General features: G+C 57.0%; 17 protein-coding genes, 1 tRNA gene and 1 pseudogene. 8 read left to right on the forward strand and 11 right to left on the reverse strand.

The window, feature by feature from the left end:
* The first annotated feature begins 70 nt into the window (after nucleotides 1-70).
* Nucleotides 71-715 carry a hypothetical protein gene (locus tag CGA22_RS16820; RefSeq protein WP_041023726.1) on the forward strand — a complete coding sequence of 215 codons (645 nt, stop codon included), beginning with the start codon at nucleotides 71-73 and terminating at the stop codon, nucleotides 713-715.
* 237 nt (nucleotides 716-952) lie between these two features.
* Here CGA22_RS16820 and CGA22_RS16825 read toward each other — a convergent pair whose 3' ends face one another.
* The 3 genes from CGA22_RS16825 to CGA22_RS16835 form a co-directional block, all read right to left on the reverse strand.
* Nucleotides 953-1,153: a hypothetical protein gene (locus CGA22_RS16825; protein ID WP_041023727.1), complete on the reverse strand. Its 201-nt coding sequence runs from the start codon at nucleotides 1,151-1,153 to the stop codon at nucleotides 953-955.
* A 109-nt stretch (nucleotides 1,154-1,262) separates the two neighbouring features.
* Entirely contained in the window at nucleotides 1,263-1,808 is a 546-nt protein-coding gene (locus CGA22_RS16830; RefSeq protein ID WP_041023728.1) for a DUF4410 domain-containing protein, read from the reverse strand.
* Nucleotides 1,809-1,992: 184 nt separating this feature from the next.
* Nucleotides 1,993-2,220: a hypothetical protein gene (locus CGA22_RS16835; RefSeq protein WP_041023729.1), complete on the reverse strand. Its 228-nt coding sequence runs from the start codon at nucleotides 2,218-2,220 to the stop codon at nucleotides 1,993-1,995.
* Nucleotides 2,221-2,493: 273 nt separating this feature from the next.
* On the opposite strand from CGA22_RS16835, the gene CGA22_RS16840 reads away from it, so the two are divergent.
* Nucleotides 2,494-3,264: a hypothetical protein gene (locus CGA22_RS16840; RefSeq protein ID WP_052435166.1), complete on the forward strand. Its 771-nt coding sequence runs from the start codon at nucleotides 2,494-2,496 to the stop codon at nucleotides 3,262-3,264.
* A 13-nt stretch (nucleotides 3,265-3,277) separates the two neighbouring features.
* Nucleotides 3,278-3,550, forward strand: coding sequence for a hypothetical protein (locus CGA22_RS16845; RefSeq protein WP_223194799.1), 273 nt, complete (start codon nucleotides 3,278-3,280; stop codon nucleotides 3,548-3,550).
* A 23-nt stretch (nucleotides 3,551-3,573) separates the two neighbouring features.
* Here the strand turns inward: CGA22_RS16845 and CGA22_RS16850 are convergent, their stop codons facing one another.
* Nucleotides 3,574-4,134 carry a TetR/AcrR family transcriptional regulator gene (locus CGA22_RS16850; protein ID WP_041023730.1) on the reverse strand — a complete coding sequence of 187 codons (561 nt, stop codon included), beginning with the start codon at nucleotides 4,132-4,134 and terminating at the stop codon, nucleotides 3,574-3,576.
* 96 nt (nucleotides 4,135-4,230) lie between these two features.
* On the opposite strand from CGA22_RS16850, the gene CGA22_RS16855 reads away from it, so the two are divergent.
* Nucleotides 4,231-4,851: a DJ-1/PfpI family protein gene (locus CGA22_RS16855; protein ID WP_041023767.1), complete on the forward strand. Its 621-nt coding sequence runs from the start codon at nucleotides 4,231-4,233 to the stop codon at nucleotides 4,849-4,851.
* Nucleotides 4,852-4,880: 29 nt separating this feature from the next.
* Nucleotides 4,881-5,408 (forward strand): DUF2867 domain-containing protein, encoded by a 528-nt coding sequence (locus CGA22_RS16860; RefSeq protein WP_041023731.1) that lies wholly within the window; start codon nucleotides 4,881-4,883, stop codon nucleotides 5,406-5,408.
* Between the two features lie 103 nt (nucleotides 5,409-5,511).
* Here the strand turns inward: CGA22_RS16860 and CGA22_RS27155 are convergent.
* Nucleotides 5,512-5,706 (reverse strand): annotated as a pseudogene (locus tag CGA22_RS27155) (hypothetical protein); the annotation flags it as partial.
* Between the two features lie 76 nt (nucleotides 5,707-5,782).
* On the opposite strand from CGA22_RS27155, the gene CGA22_RS16865 reads away from it, so the two are divergent.
* Nucleotides 5,783-6,070: a type II toxin-antitoxin system Phd/YefM family antitoxin gene (locus CGA22_RS16865; RefSeq protein ID WP_041023733.1), complete on the forward strand. Its 288-nt coding sequence runs from the start codon at nucleotides 5,783-5,785 to the stop codon at nucleotides 6,068-6,070.
* Between the two features lie 423 nt (nucleotides 6,071-6,493).
* On the opposite strand, the gene CGA22_RS16870 is transcribed toward CGA22_RS16865, so the two are convergent.
* From CGA22_RS16870 to CGA22_RS16880, 3 genes are all read right to left on the reverse strand, one after another.
* Nucleotides 6,494-7,066 carry a hypothetical protein gene (locus CGA22_RS16870; RefSeq protein WP_041023734.1) on the reverse strand — a complete coding sequence of 191 codons (573 nt, stop codon included), beginning with the start codon at nucleotides 7,064-7,066 and terminating at the stop codon, nucleotides 6,494-6,496.
* A gap of 1,339 nt (nucleotides 7,067-8,405) precedes the next feature.
* Nucleotides 8,406-8,864, reverse strand: a complete 459-nt coding sequence (locus CGA22_RS16875) for a hypothetical protein (protein WP_156996955.1) — start codon at nucleotides 8,862-8,864, stop codon at nucleotides 8,406-8,408.
* Between the two features lie 57 nt (nucleotides 8,865-8,921).
* Nucleotides 8,922-8,998, reverse strand: a tRNA-Val gene (locus CGA22_RS16880).
* A gap of 184 nt (nucleotides 8,999-9,182) precedes the next feature.
* On the opposite strand from CGA22_RS16880, the gene CGA22_RS16885 reads away from it, so the two are divergent.
* A complete protein-coding gene (locus CGA22_RS16885) occupies nucleotides 9,183-10,466 on the forward strand; it encodes an NAD(P)/FAD-dependent oxidoreductase (protein ID WP_041023737.1) in 1,284 nt (427 codons plus the stop codon).
* Nucleotides 10,467-10,505: 39 nt separating this feature from the next.
* Here CGA22_RS16885 and CGA22_RS16890 read toward each other — a convergent pair whose 3' ends face one another.
* Both CGA22_RS16890 and CGA22_RS16895 read right to left on the reverse strand, forming a co-directional pair.
* A complete protein-coding gene (locus CGA22_RS16890) occupies nucleotides 10,506-11,369 on the reverse strand; it encodes a PhzF family phenazine biosynthesis protein (RefSeq protein ID WP_041023738.1) in 864 nt (287 codons plus the stop codon).
* Nucleotides 11,370-11,414: 45 nt separating this feature from the next.
* A complete protein-coding gene (locus CGA22_RS16895) occupies nucleotides 11,415-12,044 on the reverse strand; it encodes a LysE family translocator (protein WP_188258651.1) in 630 nt (209 codons plus the stop codon).
* Nucleotides 12,045-12,185: 141 nt separating this feature from the next.
* Here CGA22_RS16895 and CGA22_RS16900 point away from each other — a divergent pair, with 141 nt between their 5' ends.
* Nucleotides 12,186-13,544, forward strand: a complete 1,359-nt coding sequence (locus CGA22_RS16900) for a PLP-dependent aminotransferase family protein (protein ID WP_041023740.1) — start codon at nucleotides 12,186-12,188, stop codon at nucleotides 13,542-13,544.
* A gap of 24 nt (nucleotides 13,545-13,568) precedes the next feature.
* On the opposite strand, the gene CGA22_RS16905 is transcribed toward CGA22_RS16900, so the two are convergent.
* Nucleotides 13,569-15,620, reverse strand: a complete 2,052-nt coding sequence (locus CGA22_RS16905) for a pyridoxamine 5'-phosphate oxidase family protein (RefSeq protein ID WP_041023741.1) — start codon at nucleotides 15,618-15,620, stop codon at nucleotides 13,569-13,571.
* Nucleotides 15,621-15,634: the final 14 nt, after the last annotated feature.

The raw sequence follows: 15,634 nt of genomic DNA on the forward strand, positions 1-15,634 counted from the left end.
AGGAGTGCACGAAAATCCCGGCCATCGTGTCGGTTTTTTTTTGAGTTATCGAGCACATAAGGACATGGTCATGCGGGTTGTTACTTTCGTCATTTTTTTTGCTGGAGCACTTGCCGGTTGCTCTGGAATACCTTCAGTTCCCTACGAAGAACCTGCTCCATCAGAAAGCTTGGCCCGTGTTCGAGTTATCACGAACTCCAGCGTTTATGGAGACAGCATCATTGGCAGTTGTGCTCCTGCTACCCGTCACAAGATGGCTGAAGCCGGACGTTTCGGGCAGGACGGGACGGCGAGCATCAACTATCCGCAGTACCCTCTGAAGACCGCGAACATTGGCATGCCGCAACGGGTTATGCCCACTCTTATCGAGTACATCCCTGCCATTCGGATGGCCGAAGGGGCGTACAAAGAAGTCGTGACCGAGTATCGCGTCAGGGCTGATCTGCCCTTCCAGATTGCAACCCTCGGCGCGACCATTGGCGGCTATGGCAGCACTTACTCGTCCTGCGGTGGCCAGGCACTGGTTTACAAGCTGGAACCAGGGAAAGACTATGAAGCTTTGGCAGGCGTGGCTAACAGCCCCAACAAAGATGGCGGGCAAACGCTTATGTGCATCCTCGGGGTTTTCGAACTCGCCTCTTTCCCTGGCACTTCAATTGTCATTCCCAAAAAGCTGACGCCTGCTGCGCCTCCGCAGGTGGCCTGCAAGAACTGACAAGCACAGTCCGCTATCGAGCGGGTTTCGCCTCTATCAGAAATTCAGAAATGAGAGTTAAGGATCAAACGGCGCAAAACCTGTGGGAGCAAAGCTTGCTCGCGATAACGACAGACCAGTCAACATTGCTGCTGACTGACTTAGCGCAATCGTCGGATCGCCGCCCGGAGCAAGCTTTGCTCCCACAGGTTTGTGGCTTAATTGACTGGCATCAAGCGTTACGGCCTGCTCTTCTCGTCAATGAAGAACCCTGCGGCTTTCACCAATCCTGATCCGGTCGAGTGCTCTATTTAACGCATCCAAGGCGTCGAGCAGCGCTTTCGCCTCAGCTTCCCGACCATCGCCCCAGAGGCGCTCGGCCATTTTGTTCAGGGCCTGGATAGAGCGCTCAATGTCAGCAGCGGTCACTGCTTTGCTTTCCTGATGTTTCTTTGACATTGATCAACCCTTCCTCAGGGCATGTTTTCTATCCATTTTCCAAAAGCTTCAGCAAAAGGCATGAGATCGACGCCCGGTCCAGCTGTCGACACGGTAAGCCATGATCGTCTTACTTGGCTTTCGCGCTCTTGATGTCACTGATGATTTGCTGAGAAATAGCCTGAACCTGCTTTTGGGTCATGGCCGACATGACACCTTCCCAAGCAGATGACGACGTGTCATAGGTCCGGGTGCCGATCAGGCGACCTGATTTCAAGTCCGAGTAATCTGCGCGGGAGTTGACCCACGCATTGCCTACCATGACGCCGGCTCCGTAGCGTGCGCCTGGGGTCAGGTAACGGAAGTTGGTCACGTTGATCTTGATGCCGACACCGTCTTTGCCGTCGAGGCTTGTTGGCTGGGCTTCAGAAAGGCGGTAGCCCGCGCGAGTCGCCTCCACTTGCAGAGCGTCATTCCACTCTTGCTTCAAGCGAGACCAGTCCTCGTTTTGTTCAACCTTGCTGTTTCCCTGGAAGTTGACGACCAGGTTCTGCTTGGCTGTCTCCTGGATAACCAATGCTTCAGTTCCGCCGCTTTTCACAGAAGCAGCGCATCCGCTCAACATCAAGACGGCAACAGCGCAGGACAGCGCAACCGAGAGTTTGGTTTTGTTCATTGATGTCCATATCCACAGAATGGTTGAGAGAGGTCAGGTATTCCCGCGGGGCCAGATGAGCGCACACGTTGAACGCGCAGAATTTAGCATCATTACTTTGCCACTACGAGCCGGGGGCATTATGAAGCAGGGACAGAACCACGACGCTCATCTCCCCCCCTGATTCACCGCTGTACTCCCCGCTCTAATCCACTGACGAGGTTTCCGGCGGAACCCAATAAGCCTCTCTCACCTCGTCCAACGCCTGCCAGGGTTGGGTGGCGAATCTCGCATTCAGACAGCTCGGCTCATGAATGAACGCCAGCTCCTTATCGTTCTCGGACTGCTCGGCGCCACAGCTTTTGCATTTCACGATCTGATTGCGCAGCGCCCAACTTTCATGCCATGAAATCAGCTTTTCGAGGGGGGTCACTTTCCTACATCCTATTACAAAACCTGTACAAAAATATAAATCATGTACAGGTTATTGGCTAGCCACTCGCGTCAACACGACTGATCCTCGGGAGTCTTACAGGATTTAGCCCCATCATCTTCAAAGCCTTTATCTCGAGCGTGCCAGCAGCCGCCAGAAGAAACCGAGCATGGTCAGTCCTGACCTGATAGCGTTGCGGGCAAGGGTCATGGATGGGTGCAGCGAATGGGCAAAACCAGGGGTTCCAATGTCAGGCCGGAATAAGGAACGTTAATGCCGTACAACTACACGAACGGCCGCTATCTGGTCTTCAAAGGCCATGGCAGCGATGGGGCACCCTTGGGTCGGATTCACCAGGACGGAAAAGTTCGAAACTACTTGGGTGAGCCGCTGTACTACGTCGACATTGACGAACGTGCGTTCATTTCGGTCGATTTTATCTTTCAAGGGGATATACAAAAATGTCGCGGCACGTTTTATGTGCTCAGCGACAAAACGCTTTTCACATTCGCCGAGATGAAAGTTGCGCCACTGGGAAACGAGACCGAGGAGCAGGCGCTCCACAGGGAGTTCAAAAGAAGGGCGCTCAGTTTGGCAGGGCAGATCGTCGAGGCCAAAAATGAGATGGTGCAGGCACGCTTGGATATGGCCTGGTCCGATTTGAACCCTTTTCGCCGCTTCCGTGCCTTCTTCGAAGGTCGGGCCCGCAGGAAGCGAGCATCACCTGGGTGGCAGTGCAATGGAGCAGAAAGAGATCATGAACTCAGATCGAGCGCTGCCCCTTTGTCAGTCGCGACACTGGTCTTGTGGGCTGCGAAATCCAGGAACAAGCAGACAGATCACAAGTATGAGACGGTCCGATTACATGTGAATTCAAGCGGTGCCCTGCCCCCAGCGGTCTGGTTTCCGCCGATTGCGGTGGGTCGTATAGCGTCATTTGCAGCAACGCCTCGCCGTAGCTCGCATTGGAAAAGGGCCCTGTCTATCTACACGCCCAGTTTCTGCCCGCACCCTTATCGACCGCCTTCACGGACGAGGAAATAGACGGTGATCAGCCATGTTGCAGATTGATCAGGACTTTATGAAAAAGCTGGTTTTGGCACTCTCTCTGGTTACATTGGCCGCCTGCACCCCTTACAGATCCCTGGCCTCGACAGATCCAAACTGGATGCGTCTTGGTGGAGATGAGCCTGAAGGCTATCCAAGGACATTTGTCGAGAACCTGAGCGGCCATTGCTCTCTGGTGACCGAGTCATGGTCTGAAGGAAGAATCAATGGTCGTCTCCTATGGACCAAGCACCAGTCTCGACAGTCTGTTGCCTGCCCATAGCGTCTATGCCGGGAGGTGTCAGGTCACAACTTAGCCCGCCACGGTGCAAGAGCCCCTTCGAAAAGTGAAAAGGCACGATGCATGAAACGATTGAAGCGAGCGGCATCACGCCGCAGCCCTGCCTGCTGACCGCCAATCAGGCATAAATGGGCCATCTGCCCCATCACTTCTGCTTCGCCTGGCCTCTGGACCAAGCGGCGGCAGGTCCGTATCGCGAAGTCCAGTCGTCTTGTGTCGACACGCTGCTGAAACTCGCCTACCAACGGATCGTGCAGCGACCAGGCTCGGATGGAAACTTCCCGTCCAGGTTGTTTCTCAGCGGCAATACTCAAGTAGCGTTTCAAGGTCTCGCCCGCGCTACGCCCCTGCGCCGCATAAGCGAGCATGCGCTCCGTGTAATCTTCTTCCCAAGCGGCCAGCAAAGTGCGGACAAAGTCTTCGCGATTGCGGAAATGGTGATAGAACGATCCACGGGTCACATTCAATCGGCGCGATAGACTCTCGGCCGAAACGCCCAGGTGCCCTATCTGGTCGAGGGCCTCAAAACCAGCGGCGATCCAATGGTTACGCGTTAGTTTTTTCACCCGTTATTTCGCTCCCTGTTTGGCACCATACAGACTGTGTAGGGTGGGCAACCGATTGATACGTTGCGAACACCAGCACTTGTCATGGAGCTCGCCTTGAAGAAAATCGTTCTGGTTGCTTTCGACCAATTCACTGATATCGATCTGTTCCTGATGTGGGACATTCTAGGCCGTAACACTGAGGACTGGCACGTCCGAATAGTGGGCTCCAGCCCTGTTGTGCGATCGGCACATGGCCTGCCTGTTTCGGTACACGGTCCGCTTTCCGAAGCCAACAGTGCCGACGCGGTATTGTTCGTCAGCGGCAAGGAAGGTATTCCCGCCGCACTTGCCGCCCCAGACTTCCTACCGTCATTTGAACTTGACGCCAGACGCCAGCGAATCGGCTCCATATGCGCCGGCGCTTTCATTCTCGAACGACTTGGGTTGCTTAACGGCCAAGCGACTACACACCCGGATGCACGATCGGAACTGCAAGCCCTGGGACTTGAGTCCATGGACCAGCCTCTTGTATGCCAGGGGAACGTTGCCACCGCTGGCGGATGCCTGTCTGCACTCTATCTGGTGGGATGGTTGGTGGAATCCTGGTTCGATGTCGACAAACGCCGTGCGACGTTGCTTCCTGTTCTGCCAACCGGGCAGCAAGCGCTCTATGATGCCTTGATTGGGCTCAGCATTTGTCAGGGAAAAATGGGCGCCTCAACAACATCCAATTAATTCGTGTCAGCACTCAGGAAGATCCCCCGATGCGCCGAGAATTTGAGCTCATTACGTCCGTGCCAGTCCCCGTCAGGTCCGGCATCACCCACCTTTACAAGACGATGAACCTGGCGGACGCTTTTGCGATTCGGCTTCCTGCGGGCACATCCAGCAATCCGGATTTACTGGCTCGATTCATCCTTTCCCACCAGCCCTCCTGGATCGGCGGGCTCATGAAAGTCCGAGACACTATCGTTGCCTGTTTTGGTCTCAAGACAGCCAAACAGTTGGCAACCCTTGCCAATCGGGTTGGAATCTTCAAGGTCTACAGCACGAACCAGACTGAAATCGTACTGGGAGAGGACGACAAGCACCTCGACTTCCGGATATCGATCCTATGTGCTGAAGAGGCAGAACCGGAAGGCAGTCGCCAGCTGGTTTTTTCGACCGTGGTGCAGTGTCACAATCGTCTGGGCCGGGCGTACATCTTGGTGATTGCTCCGTTTCACCGATTGGTTGTTAAGGCCAGTCTTCTGCGTGCGGCGCGGGTTGGTTGGCCTTTGGCTGGCGGCTAAAAAGCTCTACTGCAAAGGCCGGCGGGCTACGACTATCAGACAGGACCGTTATTCAACCGACCCAAGCCTCATGAAATGGGCGACTCACAAGTCGCCCATTCTTCTAACCAGCCGCCTGCGCCCGCAACCGCCTACCAATCACATCCATCACGTCACACCCATCGCGTAGCGACGTCGTCAGGAGTTTGCAAAAGTCGGCCAGTACCACAGTGTCCGAACTGATATCCGAGCGAAACGCAATATTTTCCAGAACCTGGGTAACGGTGCGAATGCGGTAATCGGCGGTTTCGAAGAGGAGCTGGGAATCGCGAGCCAGAGCACTTGTCACCCACCACAAAATGACCAGAATAAAGACCTATATAGGAGTCTGATCTATGCAGAACATACTGGCCGATGTGGCCGTCAGCGTATCCGAGCTCAAGAAAAATCCCTCCTCCGTCTTAAACGGTGCCAACGGCTTGCCCGTGGCCGCACTGAACCACAACCGAGTTGTGGGTTACATAGTCCCGGCCGATGTCTACGAGGCGATGGTCGAGCGCCTAGACGAATTGGAATTCGTACACTTGGTCAAGGCACGGATCGATGCCAATGAAGCACCTGTTCGCATATCTCTCGACGATCTTATTGGCGAGGCCGAGGCAGATATCGCCCATGGCCGTTGAATACGGAGTCGAGTGGGGTCCGAAAGCTCTGAAAGAACTGCGAAAACTCGACGACACCCTCCGCCTCCAGTTCTTGCGAAAGCTCTAGGAACGGCAGGCCGGGCCGCGAGTGTCAGGTGATGTACTTTACGGCATGAAGGATTGCTACAAGACCAAATCGCGCAGCGCTGGCTACCGACTTGGAACACCGGGACAGACCACCATTCTAGATACACCTGAAATCAGCTCGGATTAATTGTGGTCTTTCCCCCATTTCCCTCCCATTTTCCCAATGTGCACCGCGCGCCAGTGGTCTTCCGCCGCGACAACAACGAAATGTGGGCCATGGCCGAAAGCTCGAAGCCATTGCCCTGCGCCTCAGCAAGAACTACCCATAGCCGCTTCCATCGCAGTCATCCGGTATAGGGTCAAGCAAGCGTGCCGTCAGGTTGCACCCGGTATCGATGTCGTGACGATGGGATATGATTGGGCTATGCGCTTCAGTCTATCGAAACTATTCTCAATCAACTGAATGACTGCAGGGAAGTTTTCCATCTCTGGAGTATTGAAATTGGCTTCCCAAGCCATTGCCTGAAAAGCCCATAACAATTCCAAGCACGCTTCAGCTCGAAGAAGATCGATATCAGTTTTCAAAAACTCTTGAATATCTGCAGCCAACGAGACTGCGAGCTGTTTGCAAAGCTCATGCTTATCCTTGTTGTCTCTAAGCATCCCAAAATCAAAGTCCACTCGCTTGATGAAGACTCGAATATAAGCTCGACGCTTATCCTCTTCAGCCTTTTGCTGCTTATCGTGTTGATATGCTGGCACCCAAATAGCAATAAGTATGGCCATTATTGAGCCGATAGCCTGAACCCAAGCCGCCCCGTCTTTCAATACACCAAAGGCCTCCAGAAGAGTAAACAGGGCCCAGCCTACGGCACCTACAGCGAGAAAGGCCCAAATGGCCCACACACTCGCAAGCTTCACTCCTCCAAGAATTTGATTTTTTTTCAAAGAGATTTTTCCATGCAAAAAAAAAGAAGTTTGACCAGTTTCGTTGAGCCAGTCTACGCCACCACTTACATCCCTCTAGGTCGCCGCTATAGGAATATCGGGGACAAGGGAATACCGGGACAGACCACGATTCTAGATACACCTGAAATCGGTTCGAATTAATTGTGGTCTGTCCCCCATTTTCGGGAATGGTGTGAAGTACCGATCCATAAGTTAACGAGTTGCAGTACCGGCCTCTTTACTGCCAAGGTAAAGGACCGTCTTGCTCCGATGAGTACTCAAGAATGGGGGGGGGCAGCTAGCGAACGCGTCTCTGTGTTCGAGTTTGCTACTATTGCCTGCTGGTATCGTTCCAAAAGTGGCGCTTGGTAGGACCGCATAACCAAATTGAGGCGCTCCTTTAACATCGCACCGTCTGGATGACCGCACGCAAGTAGCCTCCCTACCCGCCCCATCGCACGATGATAGGTTGATTCGACCAAAAAGGGGACAGATTTATTTCCCGTAATTAGTTAGCAACTCTTGATCGCACTCTGTTTACTTGGCGCCGCCTCTTATAGAAAAATCCAATGCAGTAAAAATTTTTCTTTTTTACTGCATCAATGAGCAGGATCCCCTACGCATATTGTCTACTTGGAGTTCATCGGGGTGTCAACGCGCTCACCAGTTGCCATATCTTCAATTTGGAAATCCCACCAGTCATCACTCGGAATCTGCTTCATACCGTACTCATGCCCTGCGACCAATACGACGTCCCTAGATATAGATCGAGTCGCCCGTGTGCCGGTCCACTTCTTAACTTCCAGGCGATGGGCTCCAGCAGTCAACCGATACGCCGTCCTCTGCGTGTAAAGCGCGTACAAAGTATCTTTCCCGTCCACAGTGGCAATTGTGAGCGTTTTTTCAATAGCGCGGATTCCAGCGGTCTTAGCGTTCGGGAGCCCTTCAGCCGCCTGCTCTGTGTAAGACTTGCAACCAGCAGCGATAGCAAACAACATCCCCATCCCGACAACTCGTAGAACACCCATTGCCCGCATACCTGCCTCTCGCCAAATAATCCCAATGCCAAATTCAACGAATAACTGGCAACCTCGTTGAATAATGAGAATACCCTGTCACAGGAGTCCTCATCGTCAATTCCATTTTTTCCAATCATACGCCACCCGATGCTCTGGGCAGCCATCACTGCATCCATACCCATCAAGCGCATCTGCAAACGAGGGTATGCTTCCCAATACCCACCAAAAGTCTGAATGCAGACAGCATCTTAATGAAAACCCTCTGTCTATGAGGCTGACGATACTGTGCTCCTGAAGCGGGTTTACCCGGGAATCATTGCTCAATATTCACTAAGGGCTTTTTCCGCCTCAATATCCTGATCAGCACAGGCTTTAACCATCGCGAATCCGTATGTGCGCATTTGCTTCATGCAGCGCGCTACCGTCGGCTTGTACTTTTCAGGAATTTTATTGACGGCAGCTAAAGCATCCAGATCCTGGTCAACGCAAGCCTTCACCATTGCAGCCCCATACGTCCCCATCTGTGACTTGCATCGATCGATGATCTCCTTTTTTACATCGGTATCTGCGTATGCCACTGCCGAAAATGAAGCCGCCATACCAACCAACATAATGATCCCGCGCATATCCCTATACTCACTCACACCTGAAGAAATAAGGCATAACGCTATTACGGCCCGACCATTTTGTCTATGCATCAGGAAGAAGGGGAGAGTTTTTGAGATTGTCGCGTCGATGGAGCCATCGGATGGGATCGTTTTGCAAATCGCAGCCAACAAAAAAAGGCCCACCTTTCGGTGAGCCCTTCTAGACCGCCCAGCAGAGCGGATTTTGTTTGGTAGGCGCGATTGGACTCGAACCAACGACCCCCACCATGTCAAGGTGGTGCTCTAACCAACTGAGCTACGTGCCTGCTGTGAGGCGGCATTCTACGGAATTCCGAAGGGGTGTCAACACCTTTTTTTCACCTAACCCTATGAATATGCAAAATATTTAATTTCCCCCACGGGATGGAGATTTTGGGGGTGGCTGGCGGCCGATTTTTATCTCGGGTAGGATCTGCGCACTCGTAAAAAATATAAAACAGAGGTTGCAGAATGGCGAACACTCCTTATCCAGCGTCCTATTACGCCGCGTCGGCCAATCCGGTACCGCCCCGCCCGGCTCTGCAGGATGACATCGAGACTGATGTGTGCGTGATCGGTGCAGGCTATACCGGCCTGTCCTCTGCCCTGTTTTTGCTGGAGAACGGCTTCAAGGTCACGATTCTCGAGGCCGCCAAGGTGGGGTTTGGCGCTTCGGGTCGCAATGGCGGGCAGATCGTCAACAGCTATAGCCGCGACATCGATGTGATCGAGCGCAGCGTCGGCCCGCAGCAGGCGCAGTTGCTGGGAAAGATGGCGTTCGAGGGTGGGCGGATCATTCGGGAGCGGGTGGCGAAGTATCAGATTCAGTGCGACCTGAAGGACGGCGGTGTATTCGCGGCCCTTACGGCTAAACAGATGGGCCATCTGGAGTCGCAGAAGCGTTTATGGGAGCGCTTCGGCCATACCCAGTTGGAACTGTTGGATCAGCGTCGTATCCGCGAGGTGGTGGCGTGCGATCACTATGTCGGCGGTATGCTGGACATGAGCGGCGGACATATCCATCCGCTCAATCTGGCCTTGGGTGAGGCGGCGGCCGTGGAATCCCTGGGTGGGGTGATTTATGAGCAGTCGCCGGCGGTGCGCATCGAGCGCGGTGCCAGCCCAGTGGTGCATACGCCACAGGGCAAGGTCAGGGCCAAGTTCATTATCGTGGCCGGCAATGCCTACCTGGGCAATCTGGTGCCGGAGCTGGCAGCCAAGTCCATGCCTTGCGGTACGCAGGTGATCACGACCGAGCCGCTGGGTGACGAGCTGGCTCACAGTCTCTTGCCCCAGGATTATTGCGTCGAAGACTGCAATTACCTGCTCGATTACTACCGGCTGACGGGCGACAAGCGCCTGATCTTCGGCGGTGGCGTGGTGTATGGCGCGAGGGATCCGGCGAACATCGAAGCGATCATCCGGCCGAAGATGCTCAAGGCGTTCCCGCAGCTCAAGAATGTGAAGATCGATTACGCCTGGACCGGAAACTTCCTGCTGACATTGTCGCGTCTTCCGCAGGTCGGACGGCTGGGGGATAACATCTACTATTCCCAGGGCTGCAGCGGCCATGGCGTGACCTATACGCATCTGGCGGGCAAGGTACTGGCCGAAGCTCTGCGTGGCCAGGCCGAGCGTTTCGATGCGTTTGCCGACCTGCCCCACTACCCGTTCCCCGGCGGCCAGCTACTGCGCACGCCTTTCGCGGCGTTGGGTGCGTGGTATTACGGGTTGCGGGACAAGCTGGGGGTGTGAACCCCGCATTCGGCGGCCCTACGTGATGGACGGGGCCGCTCAATCAAGGGGCTGATGTTCAAAAAGCCCCTGTAGCCTCCCCTCCACCTGAGTGCGCGTTTCACCGCCAATCCAGACCTGGCCGGCCTCATCTCGACTCACATGGATGCGCCCTTTGCGACCGAGACGGGTACCTTGGGCTGCAACATAGGCTTGCTCAGCCAGGCCAGCCTCGAACAACCACTGCGCCAGCGAGACATTCAGGCTGCCCGTGACCGGGTCTTCAACGATGGCGCCCAGGTGATTGTTGAAGAAGGTGCGCACTTCGAAAGCCGTATCACCACTGGAATGCGGGCCGATCACGCCGACGTCGATTCTGCGTGGCCAGTTGGGTGCCGGTTGCAGGGCCAGGACTCGCTCGGCTGAGGCCAATCGGATGCCCAGCCATCCAGGGCCATTGTCGACCCAGGCCGCATCGACGACGTCGCACGGATCTATCCGCAGAAATTGCACCGCCTCGTTCAACTCCTCCCTGGATGGAGGTCCGGAGCGAATCAACGCCGGAGCGGCAAAGCAAAGCCGGTCTCGATCACGACGAATGGTCACGAGACCCGCGCCACACTCTTGGACTATGTGCGCCTCACTCGTGGGTTTGCGACCGGTCGCAAGCCAGGCATGGCAACTCCCTAATGTCGGGTGCCCGGCGAATGGCAACTCCCGGTCCAGCGAAAAAATCCTGACCCGGTAGTCCGCGTCCGGGTGCGTCGGCGATAGCACAAAGGCCGTTTCCGACAGGTTGAACCAGCGGGCCAGACGTTGCATCTCATCAGTTTCCAGCCTGTCAGCGCCCATGACCACGGCCAGCGGGTTGCCGAAAAACGGCTCGGCGCCAAACACGTCAACGACCTGAATCACAGGGTCCAAGGGATTCTCCTTCGTTTTTCCTGGCGACTTCAAAACACCGGAACCTCAGTGGGACGACACGAGAAGCTTCAACCCCGCGACTGCAAACAGCGTAGCGAACAGCCCTTGAATCCAGCGCCGCAGTCGGGTGTAGCCGGCAATCATCCTGGCCGTCGAAAACACGATGGCGTAGCCGCCGAAGATGATGACGCCGAGCAAGGCGCAACCGCCGATGATCGCTGGCAAGGTACCGGCTGGTGCGTCTTCATGGAGCCCGAGCGACATGATCGCCATCCAGGACATGATGGCCTTGGGGTTGCCGATGTGCATGAGCAGTCCCTGGCGGTACAGAGGCAGATAACGCCGAGCCTGCCGTCCGGCAATCGCACCGGCGCTCTCCTGTGTCGAGGCCATGGCAGCCTTGCCTGCGCGCATCGCCAGGTAAAGCAGATAGATCCCGCCCGCCACCTTGATGACAAAGAGCGCCTGAGCATAAGCCGCCAACAAGGCGGAGATGCTCGTCGCCGCCAGGAACGCCCAGAAGAGCGACCCTGTCATGACACCGGACGCCAGGACCAAGGCGTGGGAGCGCCCGTCACGCATCGCCACGCCCATGATCGCCATATTGCTGGGGCCAGGGCTGGCGGCGGCAAGGATGTAGCTGCCAAAGGCGAGCATGATCGGATGGTCGATCATTGGGATGTCCTCAAAAGGCGTCCGAGATGCGTAGCGCTTGCGAACAGGTGAACAGTTGCTCCGCAAGCACCATAATGCGCGTGACACTTCATGACTATTGAAATAGTGTCACGCGACACTATTCATTCACTGGTACCCCCGATGCGCCTTCAATCGCCCTGGACACCCCGCCTCGCGGACATCGAAGCGAGCGCTTCAGAACGGCTGGTGTGCGCCCTGGCCGACGACATCGTTGAAGGCCGATTGAAAAGTGGCGACCGCCTCCCCGCCCATCGGCAGCTCGCGTGGCAACTGGGAATCGGGCTGGGGACGGTGACGAAAGCCTATGCCGCCCTGGAGCGACGCGGTCTGGTGCGCAGCGTCAAGGGTCGGGCAACCTTCGTGGCCATCCTGCAGGCACACGAGCAGCGGCTGATCGATCTTTCATCCAATGTGCCGCCCGCCATGTTGACGAGCCGTCTCCTGGCGCGGACCTTGACCGGCATCGCTCGCAAGATCGACGCCGACCATATCAACCTCTACTCGCCACCCGCCGGACACCTGGAACATCGTCGCCTGTTGGCCCGTTGGCTTGAAACCCTCGGCATTGTGGTCGAACCGTCCCACCTGGTGCTGACGGGCAATGCCCGCCAGGCCATTTCCCTGGCTTTCGACCTCGCCTGCGGCCCCCACGGGATGATCCTGACGGAACGCCTCACGTACCCCGGCGCGATTGCCCTGGCCCGGCGCAAAGGCTATCGGATGCAGGGGGTCAAGATCGACGCGCAAGGCATGCTGCCGGAGGCGCTTGCGCGGGCCCTCGGTCATTTCGCAGCAGCCAGCAGCAAGGTGGTTTATCTCACCCCCACGCTTCACAACCCCACCACGGCGACCATGGGTGCGGCGCGACGGCAAGCTATCGTCGAGGTCTGTCGACAAGCGGGTGCCTGGATCATCGAGGATGGTGTCTATGCGCTGGGATCTGCGCCAGTGCCTGCCCTTGCAACGCTGGCGCCCGAGAGAGTGTTGCACGTCAACGGTCTGTCCAAATCCCTCGGCCCCGGATTGAGGATCGGCATGCTCACGCTACCCGCTGAATTGCATGGCGCGGCGCAGGAACACCTGCAGGATATTCCCCTGGGCCCGTCGCCGTTGTCCTGCGCCGTGGTGGAAGATTGGTTGTCCAACGGCGTGGTCGCCTCCATCCAGCAGGACTTGCGGCATGAAGCGCGGCGCAGAACCCGCCTCGCCGCCGAATTGCTTGGCGGGGTCGAATGCGTCTCGCACCCGGACGCCTATCACATCTGGCTCCCGATGCCTCACGACGCCGCTGAGCGCTTCACGAAGGCGGCTGTCCACGTAGGCATCAGGGTAACTGCGCCAGAATCGCTGATGGTGGATCGCGATGAACCGGTGACCGGCATTCGCCTGTGTCTTGGGGGCCCGTCCTTCGAGGAATTGACCCAGGGGCTGACCCGCCTGTCGAACCTGCTGAAACACGAGCCGCACGCGGCCGCTTGAACCAGGGACTGCCTCCAAACGCCTTCAGACGTCCAGCACCAACGTCTCACTCCCCTGCGCCGGCACGGCGCAACAGATCAACACCTCATCCGCCTCCAATCGTTGCGCCGGCTTGTTCAGGTAGTGCACCTGGCCACTGCTCAGCCGGGTCTTGCAGGTACCGCAGGAGCCACCACGACAACTGAACTCGGGATTCAGGCCCCGCGCTTCCGCCAATTCGAGCAACGTCCCGGTGCCGGGCTCCCAGCGCGCTTCCTTGCCCGAGGTGGCGAACAGGACTTTCACCGCTTCATCGGCCATGGGCACTTGTTCCGCCGCAGGCACGCTGACTTCAATGTCACGGACCAGCGTTGACGGGCCGAAGGTTTCAGCGTGAATGCGATCATCCGGAATGCGTAATGTGCGCAGGCCATCGTACAGCGCCTGGGTAAAACTCCCCGGCCCGCAGAGGTAGTAGTCGTAGTCGTTCAGCGGGAGAAGGGTCTTGAGCAGTTCGACATCGATGCGGCCGGCCATGTCGTAGCTGTCGACTGACCCGTCGGTGGGCGGCTGGCTGACCACACGCAGGACCTTGATCTTGTCCCCGGCCCGGGCCACCAACTCGTCGACCTCATCACGAAAGGCCAGGTCGGCCACTGAACGGCTGCTTTGTATCAGCCACGTCGGCCGCATGCGATTGATGCGCTTCCCTTGATAAACCACTTCGCGCAACATCGACAGCAGCGGCGTAATGCCAACGCCCGCGGCCAGCAGTACCAATGGACGCCGCTCGGAGGCCTGGACCGTGAAATCCCCTTGGGGCGCCCGGGCTTCGATCAAGTCCCCGACTTGAACCCGCTCATGCAGATGCGAAGACACCGAGCCGTCGCGCTTGACGCTGATGCGCAAGAATTCATCCGACGGTGAACTGGAGACGCTGTAGGTGCGAATGACGGGCGCCTGCTGCCCTTCCAAGCGAACCCGCACGGGCAGGTGCTGCCCCGGTTCAAAGCCGGGCAAGCCAGCGCCATCACTGGCCTGTAGATAGAACGAGCGGATGCTGCGACTCTCATCCACGATGCGAACAACCTGCATCGAACGCCAGTGACTGCGCAGGGCCTCGGCCTGCAAGCGCTCGGTCGCCTGCTCCCAACTGCCCGTCATCATCGAGTTGGGTGAGGTGCCCTCGGCCGTGTCCGTCCAACGCAACGGGATCGCGGCCTGACGGGAAACAATACGCTGTGGCTTGAAGCGCCACAGCCGCTCGGCGCCCTGGAACGCGGCAATTTCGGGGCTGTCCAGCAGCACCTCGGCTGAACCGCTCATTTGCAGCAGGTCGCCGCTCTGGAAGTCGATGAACACCAGCCCGGCCCGGGGGTTCAGCAGGATGTTGCCCAGGGTGTTGAAAAACAGATTCCCGGAGAAATCCGGAATGGTCAGCGTCCCGTCTTCTTCCATTCGCACAAAACCGGGTTTGCCGCCGCGATGCGAGGCATCGACCTGGTTCTGGCCGTCGCGCACGACGTAGGTCGCGACATAGAACGAGTCGGCGGCAGTGACCATGCGACGTACCTGTGGGTCCGCGCTGGTCAACTCGAGCACGGCGCCCGCTGTCTCGTCGACGAAAGCGTACTGGCGCAGATTGATGTAGCGCGGGCAATTGCCGTAGGCCTGGGTCACGGCGATTTCAATACCCTCATCCGACTGACGCAGTACGTTGCCATTCATACGGTTGCGTCGACGGGTATGCAACTCGATCCCAAGCATGCCAATGGCATCGCCCGGCTTCATGCCGTCCTGGGCAGGGTCGTCAGGCTGCGGCGGGAGGCTGATGTGCAGGCGTTCCGGCGTGGGAGAATGCATGAAGCCAGGTTGTCCCGTGCGAATCGTGGCCCATACATCGCCTTGCCGATCCACAGTTCCCAACACCACGAAAGGAAGCTGGGCATAGAACTCGCGATGCTGGTCCGGCATCCACGACCGGGCCAACTGCCGCTGGCCGACACCCACCATCATGTCGACCGCACCGACTGCACGCTGCAAGGTCAACTCGCCTTCATGCCAGGGTGAACGTTGTGGCGTTGAGATCTTGTCCATTCGAGGTCACCTCG

It is taken from the genome of Pseudomonas sp. PSB18, assembly GCF_014596565.1.
In the GTDB taxonomy this organism is placed as follows: Bacteria; Pseudomonadota; Gammaproteobacteria; order Pseudomonadales; family Pseudomonadaceae; genus Aquipseudomonas.

Bases quoted from the DNA above. Each gene is read 5' to 3' on its own strand.
- CGA22_RS16860 (WP_041023731.1), top strand. From the start codon at position 4,881: ATGCGCCGAGAATTTGAGCTCATTACGTCCGTGCCAGTCCCCGTCAGG.
- CGA22_RS16865 (WP_041023733.1), top strand. From the start codon at position 5,783: ATGCAGAACATACTGGCCGATGTGGCCGTCAGCGTATCCGAGCTCAAG.
- CGA22_RS16905 (WP_041023741.1), bottom strand. From the start codon at position 15,620: ATGGACAAGATCTCAACGCCACAACGTTCACCCTGGCATGAAGGCGAG.
- CGA22_RS16895 (WP_188258651.1), bottom strand. From the start codon at position 12,044: ATGATCGACCATCCGATCATGCTCGCCTTTGGCAGCTACATCCTTGCC.
- CGA22_RS16825 (WP_041023727.1), bottom strand. From the start codon at position 1,153: ATGTCAAAGAAACATCAGGAAAGCAAAGCAGTGACCGCTGCTGACATT.
- CGA22_RS16885 (WP_041023737.1), top strand. From the start codon at position 9,183: ATGGCGAACACTCCTTATCCAGCGTCCTATTACGCCGCGTCGGCCAAT.
- CGA22_RS16820 (WP_041023726.1), top strand. From the start codon at position 71: ATGCGGGTTGTTACTTTCGTCATTTTTTTTGCTGGAGCACTTGCCGGT.
- CGA22_RS16900 (WP_041023740.1), top strand. From the start codon at position 12,186: ATGCGCCTTCAATCGCCCTGGACACCCCGCCTCGCGGACATCGAAGCG.
- CGA22_RS16830 (WP_041023728.1), bottom strand. From the start codon at position 1,808: ATGAACAAAACCAAACTCTCGGTTGCGCTGTCCTGCGCTGTTGCCGTC.
- CGA22_RS16845 (WP_223194799.1), top strand. From the start codon at position 3,278: ATGTTGCAGATTGATCAGGACTTTATGAAAAAGCTGGTTTTGGCACTC.
- CGA22_RS16840 (WP_052435166.1), top strand. From the start codon at position 2,494: ATGCCGTACAACTACACGAACGGCCGCTATCTGGTCTTCAAAGGCCAT.